This is a genomic window from Gemmatimonadales bacterium, from assembly GCA_036265815.1.
Classification (GTDB): domain Bacteria; phylum Gemmatimonadota; class Gemmatimonadetes; order Gemmatimonadales; family GWC2-71-9; genus CAVVWJ01.
The window spans coordinates 1-18,355 of sequence record DATAOI010000031.1; the positions used below are offsets into that span (position 1 = coordinate 1).

An 18,355-nucleotide genomic window follows, 5' to 3' on the forward strand; every position below is an offset into this window, starting at 1 on the left:
ACTCGGTCACCCGCAGGAAGCCGCCAGACTCTATGATGAGTTTCTCACTCTCTGGCGGGAGAGCGATCCGCCCCTCAGGCCCATGCTGGACCAGGCGATGGCGGAGCGTGCCGCGCTGCGGCAGCATACGAAATGAGCGACACTGCGGCCAGCGCGATCCGAAGTGAGAGCGTTTATTCCACTCGCCTTGGTCTCCAGAGACCGATATCAAGCCGCTGCTGAGTGGCGTGGTCTTCCCGCAGGATCGATTTCACCAGGTGTACGACGTGCTGCCGGGGAGGCAGGGGGCTCGTCTTCCCGCGTCCCTGGGGGGGCGGACCCGGCGGCGGGTGCGCCCACCGTCGTGGAGGCCGAGAACTGGCTCGCGGACGTGCGGGCCCGGACGCGACGGTAGCGGGCCCTCAGGGGCTTCGGACGACCCTTGCGAGGGTGACGATCTGGCCGGCGTGGCGCGACGAGTGCTCCGCGGCATGAAAGACCAGGCCCATTGTGGTCGATGGAAGTTTCTTGCGGCCCACATCCCGGCGCGCGAGCAACGCCTCCGAGGGAATCGTTCGCAGATAGTCGAGCGCATCCTCGATCCCGCCGGTGAGCCGGGTGACGAGGGCATCGAGGCCGGGCCGATCCTCGTGTACCGTCCGCTCCGACGCGAGCCGTGACATCTGGTCGGCTGAGAGGCTCTCGCCGCGCGAGTAGGTGAGAAGGCGCTCGAGGCTGCCCGGCAAGTGGTGCAGGTGGAATCCGATGGCGGCGGCGCCACCGGGTCGATGCCACAACTGCTCCGTTGTGAGGCCCTGGACGACGGGCTCGATGTCTTCGCGGACCTGTTGCAGAGTGTGCGCGGCCGGCTGGAGATACGGCTGGATGCCCGGCATCGGTCCGCGCAGCCAGACTTCAGGTATGTTTTCCATGCTGGGGAAGCTAGCCGAGCAGGTCGGGACAGTCACGCCATCGGAGGCACGCATGAACGCGCTCATCACTCCCATCTCGCGACAGCTCAGCGCCGGCCTCGCGGTGCTTCGGGTCGTGACCGGCATCATCTTCGCCGCCCACGGCGGGCAGAAGCTCTTTGTCTACGGCTTCGCCGGTGTCAGCGGCGCCTTCGCGCATATGGGCGTGCCGCTTCCCGGCGTGACCGGTCCGCTGGTGGCGCTGGTCGAGTTCCTCGGCGGCCTCGCGCTCATCCTCGGGCTCCTGACCCGACTGGCGGCGCTGGGGCTCGCGATCGATATGCTCGGGGCGATCCTGCTCGTGAAACTCAAAGGCGGCTTCTTCGCTCCGGACGGCCCGGAGCTCGAGCTCCTGCTCTGCGCGGCGGCGGCTTCCCTCGCACTCATCGGTCCCGGGGCGTTCTCGATCGACAGTGCGATCGCCGGCCGTTCATCAGCGACGTGATCCAAGCCACTGCCCTGCCCGCGCCCGCGAGCGTTCTTGACCATAGGAGGCACCTATGGCGAGCATCGCAACCCGGCTCGAGCCGTTCGAGATCGCGGTGGCCAACGAGGCCCTGGAGGACCTCTCGCAGCGGCTTCGGACTACACGGCTATCGGAGGACGACACCGATGATTGGGACGCTGGCACGAGCCCGGCCTATCTCCGAGAGCTCGTGCTCTACTGGCGCGACCGCTTCGACTGGCGGGCGCAGGAGCGGGCGCTCAACCGCTTCCCCCAGTTCCGCGTTGAGGTGGACGGCACCCGACTTCACCTGATCCACCAGCGGGGCAGCGGCCCCGATCGCATGCCCCTCCTGCTCACGCACGGCTTTCCCGACTCGTTCTTTCGTTTCTCGAAGCTGATCCCGCTGCTGGCCGACCCCGCGGCACACGGTGGCGATGCGGCGGATGCCTTCGACGTGGTGGTGCCGAGCCTGCCGGGATACGCGTTCTCGGAGGCGCGCACCGCGGGCGGCGGACTGTTCGGCTTCGGCGACCTCTGGCACCAGCTCATGACCGAGGCGCTGGGCTACGAGCGCTTCGGGGCCCACGGCGGCGACTGGGGCAGCACGGTCACCGAGCAGCTCGGCCGGAGCCACGGCGGATCGGTGGTGGGCATCCATCTCACCGACGTGCCCTTCTGGCACATCTTCCAGAAGCCGAGCGATCCGAGCGCCGCCGAGCGGCGCTACCTGGAGCACAACGAGCGCTGGCAACGGGAGGAGGGCGCCTACGCGATGATCCAGGGTACCCGCCCGCGCACCGCGTCGCCGGGATTGCTCGACTCGCCGGCTGGTCTGGCCGCGTGGATCGTCGAGAAGTTCAGGGCGTGGAGCGACTGCGGCGGCGACGTCGAGCGGAGTTACACCAAAGACGAGCTGCTCACCAACATCATGCTCTACTGGCTGACCGGCACCATCGGCTCCGCATTCCAGCCCTATCACGACGTGATGCGGGCCGGCGCCGTGCGCTGGACCAAGGAGAAGGCGAAGGAATGGGTGGGGTCGTCCAAGACCCCGGCGGGGTTCGCGATGTTCCCCAAGGACATCTCCAGCCCGCCGCGTGAATGGGCCAAGCGGTTCTTCAACGTGCAGCGGTGGACGACGATGCCGCGCGGCGGACACTTTGCCGCGCTGGAGGAGCCGGCGGCGCTGGCGGAGGAGATCCGAGCGTTTTTCCGGCCGCTGCGAAAGGGATGAGGGCCTCAGCACTGAACAGAAAGGGAGTCGGACGATGCCCAAAAGCATGACCAGTACCCAACCCGGCCACGCCACCGGCACCCGGGACGAATGGCTCGCGGCCCGGCTCAAGCTGCTCGAGGCCGAAAAGGACCTGACCCATCGGAGCGATGAGGTCGCCCGCCAGCGGCAGGAGCTGCCCTGGGTCCGGGTGGACAAGACCTATCGCTTCGACACCGACGAGGGCCCAGCCACGCTCGCCGAGCTGTTCAGAGGGCGCTCGCAGCTCCTGATCTACCACTTCATGTTCGGCCCCGACTACACGGCGGGCTGTCCGGCGTGCTCGTCGATCGCCGACGGCTTCAACGGCATCGTGACACACCTGGCCAACCACGACGTCACGATGATGGCGGTGTCGCGGGCGCCGCTGGCCAAGCTGCAGGCCTACAAGAAGCGGATGGGATGGATGTTCCCATGGGCGTCTGCACTCGGCACCGACTTCAACCCGGACTTCAACGTCTACTTCACCGAGGCGCAGCAGCGCGAGGGCACCATCGTCTACAACTACCAGCGCGAGGAACCGTCACCCGAGGCGCTGGCGGGGAAGGACGCGAAGCAGTGGGAGAAGCGCGGAGATGAGGGACCGGTGGCACAGGTGGCGGCGACGACCGGCACCGACGTGCTGACGTATACCCGCGAGCGGCCGGGCATGAGCGCGTTCGCGCTCGAGGACGGCGCCGTCTATCACACCTATTCGGCGTTCGCGCGTGGCGTGGACGGTCTCTGGCTCATGTACCAATGGCTCGACCGCGCACCCAAGGGGCGCAACGAGACCAGCTTCTGGATGCGCCGGCACGACGAGTACGGCGGGTGATTAGCCGCGCGGGCCGTCGATGCTCCACGGGCCCGATCCAAGCACTCCTAGTGCGAATGCCGCGCCGGCAGCGGAGAAGACTGAAGCGTTCAGTGTCTACGCCGCCTTCCGCCGCTGCTCCAGCGTCGCGCGAAGACCCTCACGAATGCTGGGATATCGCGGGCGCCAGTCGCCGGCCTCTCGAAGCCTGCGGTTGGAGATCCGTTGCGACCGGGACATCAGCTCGCCGATCGACCCGAGGATTCGGGGGATCCATCTGGGTATCGGACGGCGCGGTGGCTTCACGCCGAGCAGGGCGGCCAGCGTATCCCCCAGCACCCGGCGGGTGACCGGGTCGTCGTCCACGACGTTGTACGCCCCCGAGCCGAGCGACAACGCCGCGACCACCGCGGCGGCCGCGTCGTCGTGAGAGACGAAGGAGAAGTAGGCCTCGGGATCTCCCGGCAGCGGGAGCATTCCGCGGCGGACGCTCTGGAGCATATCGCCGAGCTGGGTGGAGTCCGGCCCGTAGAACCCCGCGAAGCGAACCACGATGCCACGGCCTCCGCTTCGGGCAAACCGCTCGGCCGACTGCTCGGCGTCGATCACCGTCCGGTTGTACCGGACCGGTCTGAGCGGGGACGCCTCCGTGATCCAGGCGTCGCCCTGCCCGGCATACACCGGCGCGAACGATTCTTGGATGAACCGCAAAACGCCGGTGGCGATCGCCGCGTCCACCAGGAGACGGGACGTGTCCCGCCGGAGCCTGTCATTCTCGCGCCAGGCTCCCGGCAGCAGCAGCTTGGCGGTGGAATGGGGGATATGGGTGACAAGGTTGATCACCGTGTCGTGGCCGGCGACCGAGCGAGCGATGGATGTCCCGTCGAACAGGTCCACCGACACAGCTCGGGCGCCGAGCGCCTCGAGCTTACCGTGCTTTGCCGGACTATGGACCACGGCCGATACCTGATGACCGGCCGCGACCAGTTGAGGGACGACCCGCCGGCCGATGACGCCGCTGGCGCCTGTGACGAAGATTCGCATGCCGCACCTCCCGAAATCAGCTGCTTATCTGGATACGTCGGCACGAGGAGTACGGCGGTAAGCCCTGTCACACGCGGCGGGGCGCCTGACACTTCCAGCCCACCGCCCCCGTCCGGTGAACATGAGGGCCACCAAGAGCATACGATGGTGCCACGCCGTCGTTGCGGCGTTTGCCCTTGCGGCCGCGCCGCTGCAAGCACAGCATCGGCCCCCACCCGACTCGACTGGCTGGGACGTGACCTGGTACGATCTCGCGCTCCGGCTCTCTCCGGCCACCGAGTCCGTCGCGGGCATGGTGCGGGTCCAGGCGAGGCCGACGACGGACTCAGCAGCGGTGTTGCGGCTCGACCTGTCGGACTCCCTGCGGGTGGACTCCGTGCTCGAGGCGGGAGCGCGCGTCCGGTACACGCACTCGGGCGGGCGACTCTCCATCACGCCGGCGCCGGCGCGCCCGGCGGGCGCGCCGCTCGACGTCGTCGTGTACTATCGAGGCCGCCCGGCGGGAGGCCTCCGCTTCACGTCGCGTGCCGGCAGTCCGGCCGTGGCCTCGTACGGCATGCCGTACAGCGCGCGGAGCTGGTGGCCGTCCAAGGATACTCCCGCCGACAAAGCCGACAGCGCCGATATCGCCATCACCGTGCCCGAGGGACTCACGGCCGCCTCCAACGGCACGCTGCGCGACAGCTCGGCCACCGCGGGCGGCCGGACCTTCCGATGGGCCGTCCGCTATCCGATCTACCCCGACGTGATCTCCGTGGCCGTCGCCCGCTACGCCGTGATCCGAGACCAGTACCGACCCTCCGGGGGCAGGGCGATGCCGCTCTTGTTCTTCGTCTATCCGGAGGACCGGGCCAAGGCCGAGCGCGACTTCTCGGTGGTCCGGCGGATCCTGCCGCACTACGCCGCACTGTTCGGTGAGTATCCCTTCGTGCGGGAGAAGTACGGCATCGCCGAGTTTCCCCTCCACAGCTTCCGAGAGCACCAGACCCTGCCGAGCTACGGCGCCGCCCTCATCACCGGCGATCACCGCAACGACTGGATCGTGGCTCACGAGCTGGCGCACCAGTGGTTCGGCAACCTGGTCACCGCGCGGAGCTGGTCGGACGTGTGGCTGCACGAGAGCTTCGCCACCTACGCCTACGCGCTGTGGCGTGAGCGGGAGGGCGGCGATTCGGCCTACACCGCGGCGCTGGCGAGCTTCTACCAGCCGTCCTATGAGGGCAGCATCGTCGTCCCCGATACGGCCGACCTGAGCCGGCTGTTCACCGCGACCCAGTTCCAGAAGGGTGCGTGGGTGCTCCACATGCTCCGCCACCTGATGGGGGACGCCCGGTTCTTCGGGGCGATCCGGAGCTACCTGGCCGATCACGCCTACGGCACCGCCACCACGGCCGACTTCGAGCGGGCCTGCGAGCGGGCGTATGGTGCTCCACTGGCGTGGTTCTTCGACGAATGGCTGCGCGACAGCCTGCAGCCGTCCTATCGCGCGACGCTCGAGGGGGCCGGCGCCGGCCGGTGGACGGGCCAGGTCGTCGTCAGGCAGCTCGGGCCGCGGCCGGTCACCATGCCGCTCGAGCTCCGGATCAGCACGCCGCGGGGAGACACCACGCTGGTGGTGCGCGACAGCCTCGCGTCCCAGCGCTTCCCCCTGTCCCTGCCCGGCACCCCCGCACGCGTCATCGTGGACCCGCGGAATCTGGTGCTCAAGGCTCCGCCCGACTCGGCACCAGATCATGAAGGCGACCACCGGACCCGGACGAGGTCAGGCCGGTGACCCTACGCCGGCGGAGCGGCCGCGATCGGAGTGCCCTGGGCCGACGCGAGCCGCCACCCGGTGTCGCCCTGGACGTAGACGTGGGTGTAGCGGCTGTGCGCCGACCAGGACTGTTCCTGGTATCGGCCCCGCATGCGAGTTTGCCCGGTGACCACCGCCGCGGAGCCGTAGCCGCGGACCCGTGAATCGATCCGCTCGACCCCCTCGAACACGAGCTGCCCGCCGCCGACCAGATCCACCAGCACGGGACCGGGAATCTCCGATCCCGTCATCACGTCGACCAGCACGAAGTCGGGCGTGAGGAGCGCCCGAAGCGCGTTGCCGTCACCCTCGAGCAGCGCGGTGAAGAAGCGATCCTCGGCCGCGGTCACGTCATCCAGTCTGGTCATACTCGATCCTCGGCGGCGGCCGTCCGGGAGGGCGATGTCACACACCGCGGGCCGTCCGTGTCATGTTTCAGGAAGATGGACACGCGCGCAGACGTATTCGCCTCGGTAAGACCGATGCTCTTCTCCATCGCCTACCGGATGCTCGGCAGCGTGATGGATGCGGAAGACCTGGTCCAGGAGGCCTACCTCCGCTGGGAGGAGGCCAAGGAGACCGAGGTCCGCTCGCCGCGGGCGTATCTCACCACCATCGTCACGCGGCTCGCCATCAACCAGCTGCGTGCCGCGCGGACCAAGCGCGAAATCTATGTCGGGCCCTGGCTGCCGGAACCGCTCGTGACCGAGGAACCCCGCGATACCGTGGAGCTGGCAGAATCGCTCTCGATGGCGTTCCTCCTGCTGCTCGAGCGGCTGGGGCCGGTCGAGCGGGCGGCGTTCCTGCTGCACGAGGTGTTCGACTTCGAGTACGCCGAGATCGCCCGGGTGCTGGACAAGACCGAGGCGAACTGCCGCCAGCTCGTCGCGCGCGCACGGAAGCGGGTGGGCTCGCCGCAGGCGCGCTTCGAGGCCGATCCCGCCCAGGCGAAGCGTCTGGTGGAGAAGTTCACGGAAGCCTCGTTCGCGGGCGACATGGAGGGCCTCGTCGCGCTGCTGGCGGAGGACATCACTCTGTGGGGAGACGGCGGCGGCAAGGTGCCCGGCGCCGCTCTCAAGCCGGTGCACGGCGCGTCGTCCGTCGCCCGGTTTGCCCTCGGCGTCATGGAGCGCCTGGTGCCGAGGGAGACCGTCGTCCGGCCCACCGAGATCAACGGGCAGCCGGGCTTCGTGGCCTACGTGAGCGGCCGGCCGCTGTCCGCGCTCATCTTCGACATCCGCGACGGCCGGATTCAGACCATCTACGCCATCGGCAACCCCGACAAGCTCCGGTCCCTCCCCGTTCCGTCCTAGCGCCCCGCCGCGGGTGTCACAGATCCAGCGGCTGTCCTGTCATGAGGGGTGACAGCCGAAAGGGGCGAATCATGTCGCTGTATTCCATAGCTGTGTTCCTGCACGTCGTCGGTGCGCTCGGGATCTTCGCGGCCATCGGTCTCGAGTGGACAGGGCTCACCAATCTCAGACGCGCCGCCGGCACGACTCAGGTCCGGGAATGGCTCAGGCTGCTGGCCGCGCCGCGAACCGTCGGAGGGCCGTCGGCCCTTCTCATCCTCGCCTCGGGCATCTACATGAGCGCCACCCGCTGGGGGCCGCAGGCGTGGATCCTCGTGGCGCTCGGCGGCATGGTGGTCGTCGCCGCGGTCGGCGGCGCGGTCGGTGGCCGGAGGGCGGCGGCCATCGCGCGAGCGCTGCCCGCCGAGGGCGGATCGTTATCGCCGACGCTGCGCCAACAAGTGAACGACCCCGCGCTGATCGTGTCTCTGTGGACGAGGAGCGCGCTCCTCCTGGGCATCGTGTTCCTGATGTCGGTCCGGCCGAGCTGGGGCGGAGCGCTGGCGGTGATGGGAATCGCGCTGGTGCTGGGCATCGCGCTCTCACGGCCGGCTCTCGGCGCCGGCCGGCGCGCGGCGCAGGTGGCGAGGAGCGAGCGATGAAGCTCACGATCTTCGGGGCGACCGGAGGGATCGGCGCGGAGCTGCTCCGGCAAGCCCTCGGCGCCGGTCACGAGGTGACGGTGGCGGTCCGAAATCCCGGCAAGCTGGCCGCCGGCCTGAACGGTACGCGAGTCGTCACGGCGGACCTCGATCTGCCCGAGCCGAGGGTCCTCGAGTCAGCGGTGGCCGGCGCCGATGCCGTGCTGTCGGGCGTGGGGCCGAGACCGATGGCCAAGGCGGGCGTGGCGGAGCACGGGACCGGCGCGATCGTCGCGGCGATGCAGGCGACCGGGGTCCGGCGGATCATCGTGGTGAGCGCGGCGCCGATCTCGACCATGCCGTCGCCCAGCCGGCCGCACCCGCCGAGCCGCGACCCTGGCGAGGGGTTCTTCATGAGGAACCTCGGCACTCCGTTCTTCAGGACCGTGCTGCGCGAGCGGTACACCGATCTCGCGCTCATGGAGGACGTCCTCCGGGAGAGCGAGCTGGACTGGACGATCTTCCGGCCGCCGCTGCTCACTAACGGAAAGCTCACCGGGGCGTACCGGACGGCGATGGGACGGAATCTGAAGGGCGGGAACGTCGTCTCGCGAGCGGACGTGGCGCACGCGATGCTGGCGGCGATCGGGCGGCGGGAGACCATACGCGAGGAGATCGGGATAGCGGATTGACGGACCTACCGCGACCGAGGCCGCCCCTCGGCCGCCGCCTTCGCCTGCGCATCACGCTTGCGCTGCCTGAGTCGGCGTCCCTCTCTCGAACTCGTCCGGCTTGACCTCGGCGGCCAGCCTGCGCACCCGCGGCATCACCTCTCGCCCGTAGAGCTCAATGCTCCGCATCATCGCCTCGTGCGGCAGCGTCCCCGCGCTGTACTTGAGATCGAACCGCGACGCACCGAGCGCGCCCACGGTGGCCGCGATCTTCCGAGCCACCGTCTCGGGCGACCCGACGTAGAGCGACCCCGCCGCGATCTCGTGCTCGAACTCGGCCCGGCTGGTCCGGGGCCAGCCACGCTCGCCGCCGATCCGGTTCCGCATGACCTCGTAGTGCGGCCAGAGCTCGTCGCGCGCGCCGGCGTCGGTGTCGGCGATATGTCCCGGTGAGTGGACTCCGACCGGCAGCTTCTCATGCCCGAGCTGGCCGAGGGCCCGGTAGTAGAGCTCGACGTAGGGCGCGAAGCGGCGCGGGTCGCCGCCGATGATGGCGAGCGTCAATGGGAAGCCGTAGCGCGCGGCGCGGACCACCGACTCGGGACTCCCGCCCACGCCCACCCAGGTGCTGAGCGGCGGCCGCTCGACCCGGGGCGTGACCGAGGCGACCTCGACCGGCGGGCGCACCCGACCCTGCCAATGGATCGGCCGGCCGGTGCGGTCGGCGTCGCGGATTGCGGCGAAGAGGGCGAGCTTCTCCTCGAACAGGTCGTCGTAGTCCTCGAGCGAGAAGCCGAAGAGGGGGAACGACTCGGTGAACGAGCCACGGCCGAGGATCACCTCGGCGCGGCCGTGGGAGACGGCATCCAGAGTGGCGAACCGCTCGTAGACCCGGACGGGGTCGTCGGTGCTCAGTACCGTCACCGCCGTGCCGAGCCGAATGCGGCTGGTGCGGGTGGCGATGGCGGCCAGGAGGACTTCGGGGGCGCTGATGGCGAAGTCGGGGCGGTGGTGCTCGCCGAGGCCGATGAAGTCGACGTTGAACTGGTCGGCGAGCTCGGCCTCGGCTAGGACGTCGCGCAGGACGCGGGCGTGGGGGTGGGGACGTCCGCCGGCGTCCGCCGTGACGTCACCGAAGGTGTCCAGACCCAGTTCGATATTCGACATGCAGGCCTAACCGACGGGATGCGGCTGGGGTTCCCGCGCCGGGTCCGTCAGCGAGGTGACACACGGCACTGCCCTGACTGCGGCCGCGTGCCTTCTTCACCACAGGAGGCAACTATGGCGAGTATCGCAACGGAGGAGATGAGCAATGGCCGAGGACAAGAATGATGTGGTGATCGCCCTGGCGGCGAGCTTGTATGCCATCCGAGCGACCGACGATGCGATACGGGCCGAGCCCAACCTGGACGCCCTCGCCAACGAGGCATGGGACCTGTACTACAGGCTGGACCGTGCCGTTCGAAACACCGTCGGCGAGGCACGAAAGAGGGCCGGTCAGCCGTAACCCATCACCGGGCGGCCAGGACGGACCGATCGAGTACCTTGCCTCGCACGACGACCTGGTCAATCGCGTCGTAGGCCTCGACCGTTTCCAACGGATTGGCTCGGAGCAACACCAGGTTGGCAACCTTGCCGGCCTCGACGGTCCCATACAGGCTGTCGAGGTGGAAGGCCCTTGCCGCCTCGATGGTGGCGCCCCCCAGGAGTCGAGGCAGCGGCACGCCGGCCCCGGCGAGCCGCTCGAGCTCCAGGAAGCCGTTCAGCCCCGGCGGATTCCCGTAGGTCGGACTCGAGGGGGTGTCGGTGCCGAAGACCAGCCGGCCGCCGTGCGACACCAGGTAGCGAGTGGCCGTCGCCCCGTGGTCGGCCACATGGCGGAAGATCCCGCGGACCTGCTCGTTGCTCGCCTTGCCGAAGTTACGGCGCATCTCGGCCGCGAACGACTGCCCGGCGGGCGTTTGGTACCAGGCGATGAGCGACGACGGGAGCACCCGGGCCAAGCGGGGATTGTCCAGAAACGCGGGATCGTACATGTCGCCCAGTCCGTCGATCACGCGAAGTGTCGGCATGAAGCCGATCCGGCGCGCGGCGACGGTGTCGAGCAGCGCGCGGATCGGCGCCGGCAGCTCTTCACCAGTGTGCTCGAACTCGTCCCAGTTCCACATCCCATGTGCGATCACGTCCACTCGCGCGTGGACGGCGAACCGCCAGGCCGCGAGGGTGTTCGCGTGCATAAGCACGGGCAGGTCACGGGCATGGCTCTCCCGAACCACCGCTCGGATCATCTCGAGCGTGGGCGTCGGCAGGTTTCTCACGGGGCCGTACCCGTGCTCCTCGAAGGTCTTGACGCAGACCCCGCCATCGGCTGCCACCCGAGCCACGGTCGCCTTCGGTGTATGATCTTCGGGTCGGAACCGGCTGGGGATCGAATCCCGCTGACGGGGATCCCAGAGAAAGTTGGGGAAGAGGTCCCAGCGCAAATTCTGGGAGGACATCGCCATCGGGTAGCCGTTCGCCAGTGCGAGCGCGGGGCCACAGTCGTAGCTGTCCGGGTGGAGGGGCGCTGCCTTGAACCGATTGAGGAAGGCTCGATCGAACACGATCAGATCGATCACCGTGGTGAACCCCGAATAGAGATAGCTCCGCGGCAACTGCTCGGCGTAGGCGGCCGCGAGCGACCGGAGCTCCGGCGGCACCGGGAGCGGCATTCCGGCGGTCACCGCGAGATGGGTGTGCCCGTCGATCAATCCAGGGATGAGCACCCGGCCCCGGCCGACGACGACCGAATCCCAGGGGGCCACGGGCGGCGTGCCGTGGCCCACCGCGGCGATCCGGTCATTCTCCAGGACGACGTACCCGTGCTGCAGCGGAGCCTTCCGCTCCGGCGAGACGATGGTGACATCCCGGATCAGGACTCGATGAGGCAGCGGCGGGGTCTGGACCAACATCGCCGTCACGAGGGCGAGGAGCATGGGACTCCAGGGTGGCGGGACGGCTTACGTACGCGGGCAGGTGGGAAAGTGTTTCGCGGGGGAACGGGCCGCCAGGCAGGGAATGTCGACTCGAGGAATCGCCGGCTGTACCAGCCGCCGGGTCCGCATGGCCTCTGATCAGTGAGCGACCAGCTCGAGCACGCGGACCATGGCGTCCTTCTGGCCCCCGATGCTGCCGGCGGTCATGGTGAGCCCGCGATCTCCGCCATCCAGAGGTCGCTCTGCTGGTCGCCGAGGTTGAAATAGAAACGGTCGCCCCGCACCCGGAGGCCGGTGACCGGGGACCACCGGTGGTTGGGATCGTCGAAGCGCATCACAAGCCGGGGTACCCCGCCCTCGGCGGGCAGGCGCCAGACGGCGACGCTCCGGTCGCGCGGGTCCAGGCCCGCGAAATAGATCGCCCGTCCGTCAGTCGACCAGGCCCACCCGCTGAAACCGGCCGGCGCCACATCCGTCGCCGGGTCGCGCACCGCGAGCACAGCGCGGGGGTCGCCTCCTCCAGCCGAGGGGACGACCGTCAGCGCGCGAGGGAGCCCGACCACGCCCGTGGCAGTGAGCAGCGAGCGGCCTTCCGGCGCCCAGACGCCGAGCATCCCCTGCGCCAGCACCTGGCGGGGCGCGCCCCAGCGGCCTCGGTCGTCGCGGGTGACGAGCACGAGCTTCTGCGCAGGGGTCCGGTAACCCAGGACGACGGCCAGCGTTCGGCCGTCGGGCGACCACTCCGGGTTCTGATATTGACCGCTCCCGGTCGTCACTTGGCTCGGTCGACCTCCCTCGGCGGGCATGACGAAGACCTGCCGCGTGCCGCCCTGGAAAGCGTGATAGGCGATCTCCCGACCGTCGGGGGAGATGACCGGAGCGAACGCGGGCTCGGCGCCGGAGGTGAGCTGCTCGACCTCGCCGCTCCCGGCGACAGCCATCCGGTACACTTGCGGCGTGCCGCCGCGGTCGGAATCAAAGGCGAGCCACCGGCGGTCGTGCGACAGGTCAAAGCCCTCGATCACCTGCGTGCCCGTGGTGACCGGCTCCGCCTGGCGCACGCTTCCGACGCCGGTGCCCGGGATCGGAAGCGACCAGACGTTGCCGCTCTCGGTAAGGGCCGCGTACGCGAGCCGCCGTCCATCGGCCGCGACGCTCACCCGGGCCGCGTTGAGACCGGTGGTGAGCCGTGCAGCATCGCCGGTCGGGCGTCCGGCACCGTTGAGCGGGAGTCGGTACAGATCACGGCCGCCCTCACGGTCGGAGATGTAGAGTAGCGTGCCGGCTCGCAGCCACGTGGGGCTCATGTTGAGCGCCTCGTCATCGGTGACTCGGAGAGGAGTGCCGCCGTCGGCGGGCACGAGCCACACGCTGCTGGCAGCGTGATTGCCGAACTCGTCGTTGGTCACGAACGGCAAATTGCCCGAGACGCAGGCGAGCCGGCGCGCATCGGGGGACCAGGCGCAGGAGTGCGCCTCGGGAAGCCGGGCGACCGCCCGGGCGGTGCCATCCTCCAGCGGCCGCACGAACACCGAGTCGCCCAGGGCGAACGCGATCGAGCGCCCGTCCGGCGACCAGGCGCCGTCCGTCCACGCGCCGCGCTCGACCGCCAGGACGAGCTTCGAGGGGCCGCCGAGGGCGGGCATGACCTCGAGGCCGCGCTCCGAGAGATACAGGATGCGCCGCCCGTCGGGCGACCAGCGCGGCACCCGGGCGAACCCGCCGCCCGACCGCGTCAGCGCCACCGGCGTTCCGCCGTCCACCTGCCGCACGTAGAGCCGGGTCTCCCCCAGCGGTCCCGCCGCGTAGGCGACGAGCTCGCCGTCGGGCGAGAGCGCCGCGTCGATCTCGAGGCCGGGATCGAGCGTGAGCTGCACCCGCCGGCCGAGTCGGAGGTCGGCCGGCGGGCGGCTGAGAAAGAAGGCCGCTACGGCCGCGAGCGCGAGGAGCAGCGCCGCCGGGGCGAGCCACCGGCGCCATGGTGCCGGCCGCGCATGCGGCGCCACGGCCTCGATCGGCCGGGTAGTCGCCGGCGTCGTCCCGCCGCTGGGCGTGACGAGCGGCTCGAGCTGGGCGAGCAGCTCGTCGGCCGACTGCCACCGATCGGCCGGCCGCTTCTCCAGGCACTTCATGAGGATCGACTCGAGGACCGGTGGGCAGGCGGGCCGCTGCGCGCTGAGTGGCGGCGGCGGCTGCGTCACCTGTGCCGCCAGCACCTCCTGGCTTGTGCGCCCGGTGAACGGAGGGCGCCCGGCAATCAGCTCGTAGCCCATCACCCCCAGCGCGTACAGGTCGGCCCGGTGGTCGATGCCGGGATCGGCGGTGGCCTGCTCGGGGGCCATGTAGGCCGGTGTGCCGAGCGCGACGCCGGCCGTGGTGAGCTGCTGTCTGCCGGTGGCCTCACTCACGGCTTTGGCCACGCCGAAGTCGGTCACCAGCGCGTGGCGACCCGAGAGCAGCACGTTGTCGGGTTTGATGTCCCGGTGCACGATGCCGCGCCCATGGGCATACGCCAGGGCATCGGTCACCTCGATCAGGATCTTCACCGCGTCATGGACGGGCAGTTCGCCCTGACGGGCAAGCCGGGCGCGGAGGGACTCGCCCTCGACGTAGGGCATGACGTAATACAGGAAACCCGCGGCCTCACCCGAGTCATGGAGCGGCAGGATATGAGGATGCTGGAGCTGGGCGGCGAGCTTGATCTCGCGGAGAAACCGCTCCGGCCCGAGTGAGGCGGCGAGCTCGGGGCGGAGCACCTTGAGGGCGACGAGCCGCTCGTGTCGGACATCGCGCGCCAGATACACCGTGGCCATTCCGCCTTGCCCGAGCTCGCGCTCGAGCGAGTAGCGTCCAGCCAGGGCCGCGGCGAGTGGCGAATCGACTGCGGTCACAGGGGTGCCGGGTAGAGAGGCCTGGAATGTGGCGCGGGCGGGGGCGGATTGCCAGCATCGCCTCGACCGGGGCCCGTCGGTTACCGATCGTTCAGCTCCGCGCTCCATATGTCGCTCTCGGACCGGAGCATCAGGAAGTACAGCTCTCCGCCGCGCACCACCATCGAGCCTCGGCCGAATTGCAGACTTCGGTCGTCCATGCGGACCAGCAGCCGCGGGGTGCCTCCCTCGACCGGCATCGACCAGACCTGCTGCTCCCCCGTGGAGTCGGCGCCCATGGCGAGCAGGATGTGACGGTTGTCCTCGGCCCAGGCTGCGGTGACGATCTCCTCCTCTCGGCCCTCGAGCGGGCCCGAGAGCACGAGGTCGTTGGTCTTCCCGCCGGCCGACGCGATAAATGCAATCCGATCCCGGTGTTGAAAGAGAATCCCCTGGCCGTCCGGCGACAGGAAGGAACCGATGCCACCATCCTGGGTGAGCCGGGTGGGAGTCCCCCAGCCGTTCCCCTCGCGGGTCTGGACGTAGAGCTCGTAGCGGACACTGCGGTCGCTGGTGAAAAGAAAGTGCCGCTGGTCCCGGTACCAGGCAGCTCGCCCTCGCGCGCGATCCGCTCCCGTAGCGACTGGCCGTCCACGTACGGCATGACGTAGTAGAGGAAGCCTTCGGCCTGGCCCGAGTCGAGCAACGGCAGGATGTGGGGGTGCTGCAGCCGGGCGGCGATGCGGATCTCGCGGGTGAAGCGCTCCGGGCCGAGGGCGGCGGCGAGCTCCGGCCTCAAGACCTTCACGGCCACCTGACGCTCGTGCTTGGGGTCGTCGGCCAGAAAGACCGTGGACATGCCTCCCTGCCCGAGCTCGCGTTGCACGAGATAGGTCGAGCCCAGCGCTTGCTGGAGCCGGTCGCGTAGGTCCATGAGCGGAACATTATGCGAGGAGAGGAGAATTGGCATGTGGGGGCGCCGCGGCGCGCTCGACCGGAAGGGGAAACCGCCGTCGAGAGATTCGCGATGCTCGGCGGCGGTTTTGTGTTTACCTCATCCGCCTGCCCGGCCTTGAGTTCCAGCCAACGGGGCCGGCCGCGCAAGGGAGACTGCCCGCTCGATGCGCCGATCGGGCACGAGCCACATCAGGGCTGCCACCACATAGAATGTCCCCGCGATCCACGGCCGGAGAAACGCCACCGGGATCGCCACCCCGTACATCAGCACCGAGACCTTGCCCTTCCAATCTCGGCCTATCGCCGCCGCCAGCAGCGAGTCCGCGCCCTCCTGAGCGAGAATCGCGTGTTGCAGGAACAGATATGCCGTCCCGGCGAGCAGCAGGATCAATCCGTACAGTGCCATGGGGGCGGCCGCGAAGTGATTCTCCCCCATCCACCGGGTGGCGAACGGCACCAATGAGAGCCAGAACAGCAGGTGAAGGTTGGCCCACAGAATGGCCGCGCTGACGCGGTGCGTGACATACAGCAGGTAATGATGGTTGTTCCAGTAGATGCCGAGGTAGATGAAGCTCAGCAGGTAGCTCAGGAACACGGGGAGCAACGGGCGAAGGGCACCGAGCGCGGCATCATGCGGGCTCTTGAACTCCAGCACCATGATGGTGATGATGATCGCCAGCACCGCATCGCTGAATGCCTCGATTCGCCCCTTACCCATCACTCCCCTCACTCCTCACGGTGCAGCCGGCACCAGCGCCGGCGCGCCCTGCTTCTTCACCAGCAGCACCAGGAACTTGGCCGGCTTGGTGCTGCTCGCGTTCCGGCCGACGACATGGATATCGTCCGGGCCCTCATAGAATGTTTGTCCCGGCGTCAGCGTCACCGGCTTGCCTCCCTTCACCTGCATCACGATCGAGCCTTCCACGACGTAGACGAACGCATGGGCATTGTGCCGGTGAACCGGGTCCGACGAGCCCGGCGGATACTCCACCATGAGCATCAGCGCTTCCTTACCCGGCACGTCCGCCAGCTCTTTCATCATCAAGGGCGTGACCACGGCCTCTTGCGCGGTCAGCCGACTGCTGACCGCGCAGAGGAAGCCGGCCACCAACCCTGCCACGGGAATATTGAGGATTCGCATCTCGCTCTCCGCTCCCTCATGCCCGTGCGGCCGCGACGGTGGCCTGGCGGAGCCATTCGTCGAAGTGGATCTCGCCGAGTCTGGCGTCGGCGTCCGGCACCAGCATGCGCTCGCTCAGCTCCGCACCGAAGTAGCGGGCGTGCGGGTCGGCGACCACGTCACGGTGGTCGTCGCGCGCGCTGAGACCCAGCCTGATGAATTCGTCAAAGCGAAACTGTTGCGGCCCTCCCACCTCGACGACGCTGTTGAGCGGCGCTCCCACGGCGACCCTGCACACCGCATTGGCGACATCCGTGGCCGCCATGGGTTGGAACAGCACGGGTGGGATGCGCACCGTATTCCCGACGGTCGCCTCGTCCGCGATGCGCTTGGCAAACTCGAAGAACTGCGTCGCCCGGATAATCGAGTACGGGATCGGTGAGTTTCGGATCAGCGTCTCCTGGGCAACCTTGGCACGCAGATAGCCGCTCTCGGGTATTCGGTCGCTGCCGACGACCGATAGCGCAACGTGATGACCCACACGCGCCGCCGCTTCGGCCGCGAGGAGATTGGCGGTCGACGTCTTGAAAAACTTCAGCACCGCCGCATCTTCGAACGAGGGTGAATTCGACACGTCGACGACGACGGCCGCACCGGTGAGGACGTCGGCCAGGCCCTCGCCCGTGAGCGTGTTGACACCCGTATCTGGAGATGCCGGCACGGCCTCATGGCCCTGCTGGCGAAGGCAGGTGACGACCTTCGAACCGATGAGGCCGCTTCCGCCGATGATCACGACTTTCATGATGGATCCTTTCACCGAGTGGTTGACCTGATCCTGTTCGTGGCCGAATCCATTTTGGTGCCAGGCCCGCAAAAGGCAATGGCCGATCCGGACGGCCCTGGAGCCGTGGCGTGGGCCGGTATACCGTGGCAGATTCGGGATGGACCCGGTTCAAGAGGAGGCTTCCATGAAGGCCCAGGAACTGATGACCAAGACGCCGGCGAGCTGTACGCCGGAGAGCACCGTACGAGAGGCAGCACAGCTCATGCTGAAGCACGACTGCGGATGCATTGCGGTGGTCGAGACGGGCACCATGCGGCTGACCGGCGTGGTGACCGATCGCGACGTCGCCTGCCGGTGCATCGCCCAAGGCGGCGGGCCGGAGACGCGGGTCAAGGAGGTCATGACCACCGACCCGAAGTGCTGCCATCCGGAGGATGACGTCGCGGCGGTGGAGCAGATCATGATGCAAGCGCAGGTGCGGCGGGTTCCGGTGGTCGACGGCCGGGGTAACTGCGTCGGCATGATCGCTCAGGCCGACCTCGCGGTGAGAGACAAGGCAGTCAGCGAAGGTGAGCTGGGGCGGGTGGTCGAGCGGATCTCGAAGCCGGGGCAACACGAGGAAGAGCAGTCGAACTGATCATATAGGTCATCGGACGGGACGCGAGGACCCCAAATCCGGCGCGAAGAGCGGGCGGCGAGGTGAGGCCCTCAGCCTGACCGGGGGGTGGGTGATCCCGCAGAT

The 18,355-nt window shown here is 68.8% G+C and carries 20 protein-coding genes; 10 read left to right on the plus strand and 10 right to left on the minus strand.

Annotated elements, in window-relative coordinates; all coding sequences use genetic code 11:
- Positions 1-401: 401 nt before the first annotated feature.
- On the minus strand, positions 402-965 hold the full coding sequence (locus VHR41_06690; protein HEX3233865.1) for a DinB family protein: 564 nt from the start codon (positions 963-965) through the stop codon (positions 402-404).
- Here VHR41_06690 and VHR41_06695 point away from each other — a divergent pair.
- Genes VHR41_06695 through VHR41_06705 form a run of 3 tightly spaced genes read left to right on the plus strand, consistent with a single transcriptional unit; the run spans position 964 to position 3,485 of the window.
- The gene (locus VHR41_06695; GenBank protein HEX3233866.1) at positions 964-1,395 is read left to right on the plus strand and encodes a DoxX family protein; all 432 of its coding nucleotides are present in this window, start codon (positions 964-966) and stop codon (positions 1,393-1,395) included. The two genes, VHR41_06690 and VHR41_06695, sit on opposite strands and share 2 nt — an antisense overlap.
- Before the next feature lie 55 nt (positions 1,396-1,450).
- Entirely contained in the window at positions 1,451-2,632 is a 1,182-nt protein-coding gene (locus tag VHR41_06700) for an alpha/beta fold hydrolase (GenBank protein HEX3233867.1), read from the plus strand.
- Between the two features lie 46 nt (positions 2,633-2,678).
- A complete protein-coding gene (locus VHR41_06705) occupies positions 2,679-3,485 on the plus strand; it encodes a thioredoxin family protein (GenBank protein ID HEX3233868.1) in 807 nt (268 codons plus the stop codon).
- A 96-nt stretch (positions 3,486-3,581) separates the two neighbouring features.
- Here the strand turns inward: VHR41_06705 and VHR41_06710 are convergent, their stop codons facing one another.
- Positions 3,582-4,508, minus strand: coding sequence for an NAD(P)-dependent oxidoreductase (locus VHR41_06710; GenBank protein HEX3233869.1), 927 nt, complete (start codon positions 4,506-4,508; stop codon positions 3,582-3,584).
- Between the two features lie 121 nt (positions 4,509-4,629).
- Here VHR41_06710 and VHR41_06715 point away from each other — a divergent pair, with 121 nt between their 5' ends.
- The gene (locus VHR41_06715; GenBank protein ID HEX3233870.1) at positions 4,630-6,282 is read left to right on the plus strand and encodes a M1 family metallopeptidase; all 1,653 of its coding nucleotides are present in this window, start codon (positions 4,630-4,632) and stop codon (positions 6,280-6,282) included.
- A gap of 2 nt (positions 6,283-6,284) precedes the next feature.
- Here the strand turns inward: VHR41_06715 and VHR41_06720 are convergent, their stop codons facing one another.
- On the minus strand, positions 6,285-6,671 hold the full coding sequence (locus VHR41_06720; GenBank protein HEX3233871.1) for a nuclear transport factor 2 family protein: 387 nt from the start codon (positions 6,669-6,671) through the stop codon (positions 6,285-6,287).
- A gap of 75 nt (positions 6,672-6,746) precedes the next feature.
- On the opposite strand from VHR41_06720, the gene VHR41_06725 reads away from it, so the two are divergent.
- From VHR41_06725 to VHR41_06735, 3 genes are all read left to right on the plus strand, one after another.
- Positions 6,747-7,616, plus strand: a complete 870-nt coding sequence (locus VHR41_06725; GenBank protein HEX3233872.1) for a sigma-70 family RNA polymerase sigma factor — start codon at positions 6,747-6,749, stop codon at positions 7,614-7,616.
- Positions 7,617-7,687: 71 nt separating this feature from the next.
- Positions 7,688-8,257 carry a hypothetical protein gene (locus tag VHR41_06730; protein ID HEX3233873.1) on the plus strand — a complete coding sequence of 190 codons (570 nt, stop codon included), beginning with the start codon at positions 7,688-7,690 and terminating at the stop codon, positions 8,255-8,257.
- Entirely contained in the window at positions 8,254-8,928 is a 675-nt protein-coding gene (locus VHR41_06735) for an NAD(P)H-binding protein (protein ID HEX3233874.1), read from the plus strand. The genes VHR41_06730 and VHR41_06735 overlap by 4 nt, the downstream gene beginning before the upstream one ends.
- 51 nt (positions 8,929-8,979) lie before the next feature.
- On the opposite strand, the gene VHR41_06740 is transcribed toward VHR41_06735, so the two are convergent.
- The gene (locus VHR41_06740; protein HEX3233875.1) at positions 8,980-10,074 is read right to left on the minus strand and encodes an LLM class flavin-dependent oxidoreductase; all 1,095 of its coding nucleotides are present in this window, start codon (positions 10,072-10,074) and stop codon (positions 8,980-8,982) included.
- Positions 10,075-10,219: 145 nt separating this feature from the next.
- Here VHR41_06740 and VHR41_06745 point away from each other — a divergent pair, with 145 nt between their 5' ends.
- The gene (locus tag VHR41_06745; protein ID HEX3233876.1) at positions 10,220-10,414 is read left to right on the plus strand and encodes a hypothetical protein; all 195 of its coding nucleotides are present in this window, start codon (positions 10,220-10,222) and stop codon (positions 10,412-10,414) included.
- Positions 10,415-10,418: 4 nt separating this feature from the next.
- Here VHR41_06745 and VHR41_06750 read toward each other — a convergent pair whose 3' ends face one another.
- The 3 genes from VHR41_06750 to VHR41_06760 form a co-directional block, all read right to left on the minus strand.
- Positions 10,419-11,882 (minus strand): amidohydrolase family protein, encoded by a 1,464-nt coding sequence (locus VHR41_06750; protein ID HEX3233877.1) that lies wholly within the window; start codon positions 11,880-11,882, stop codon positions 10,419-10,421.
- 203 nt (positions 11,883-12,085) lie between these two features.
- The gene (locus tag VHR41_06755; GenBank protein HEX3233878.1) at positions 12,086-14,773 is read right to left on the minus strand and encodes a protein kinase; all 2,688 of its coding nucleotides are present in this window, start codon (positions 14,771-14,773) and stop codon (positions 12,086-12,088) included.
- Positions 14,774-14,853: 80 nt separating this feature from the next.
- Positions 14,854-15,135, minus strand: a complete 282-nt coding sequence (locus VHR41_06760) for a hypothetical protein (protein ID HEX3233879.1) — start codon at positions 15,133-15,135, stop codon at positions 14,854-14,856.
- A 338-nt stretch (positions 15,136-15,473) separates the two neighbouring features.
- Here VHR41_06760 and VHR41_06765 point away from each other — a divergent pair, with 338 nt between their 5' ends.
- Positions 15,474-15,680 (plus strand): hypothetical protein, encoded by a 207-nt coding sequence (locus VHR41_06765; GenBank protein ID HEX3233880.1) that lies wholly within the window; start codon positions 15,474-15,476, stop codon positions 15,678-15,680.
- Between the two features lie 126 nt (positions 15,681-15,806).
- Here VHR41_06765 and VHR41_06770 read toward each other — a convergent pair whose 3' ends face one another.
- Genes VHR41_06770 through VHR41_06780 form a run of 3 tightly spaced genes read right to left on the minus strand, consistent with a single transcriptional unit; the run spans position 15,807 to position 17,631 of the window.
- A complete protein-coding gene (locus tag VHR41_06770) occupies positions 15,807-16,427 on the minus strand; it encodes a TMEM175 family protein (GenBank protein ID HEX3233881.1) in 621 nt (206 codons plus the stop codon).
- A gap of 15 nt (positions 16,428-16,442) precedes the next feature.
- A complete protein-coding gene (locus VHR41_06775; protein HEX3233882.1) occupies positions 16,443-16,850 on the minus strand; it encodes a cupin domain-containing protein in 408 nt (135 codons plus the stop codon).
- A 16-nt stretch (positions 16,851-16,866) separates the two neighbouring features.
- Positions 16,867-17,631 carry an SDR family oxidoreductase gene (locus tag VHR41_06780; GenBank protein HEX3233883.1) on the minus strand — a complete coding sequence of 255 codons (765 nt, stop codon included), beginning with the start codon at positions 17,629-17,631 and terminating at the stop codon, positions 16,867-16,869.
- A 166-nt stretch (positions 17,632-17,797) separates the two neighbouring features.
- On the opposite strand from VHR41_06780, the gene VHR41_06785 reads away from it, so the two are divergent.
- Entirely contained in the window at positions 17,798-18,250 is a 453-nt protein-coding gene (locus VHR41_06785; GenBank protein HEX3233884.1) for a CBS domain-containing protein, read from the plus strand.
- Positions 18,251-18,355 lie beyond the last annotated feature (105 nt).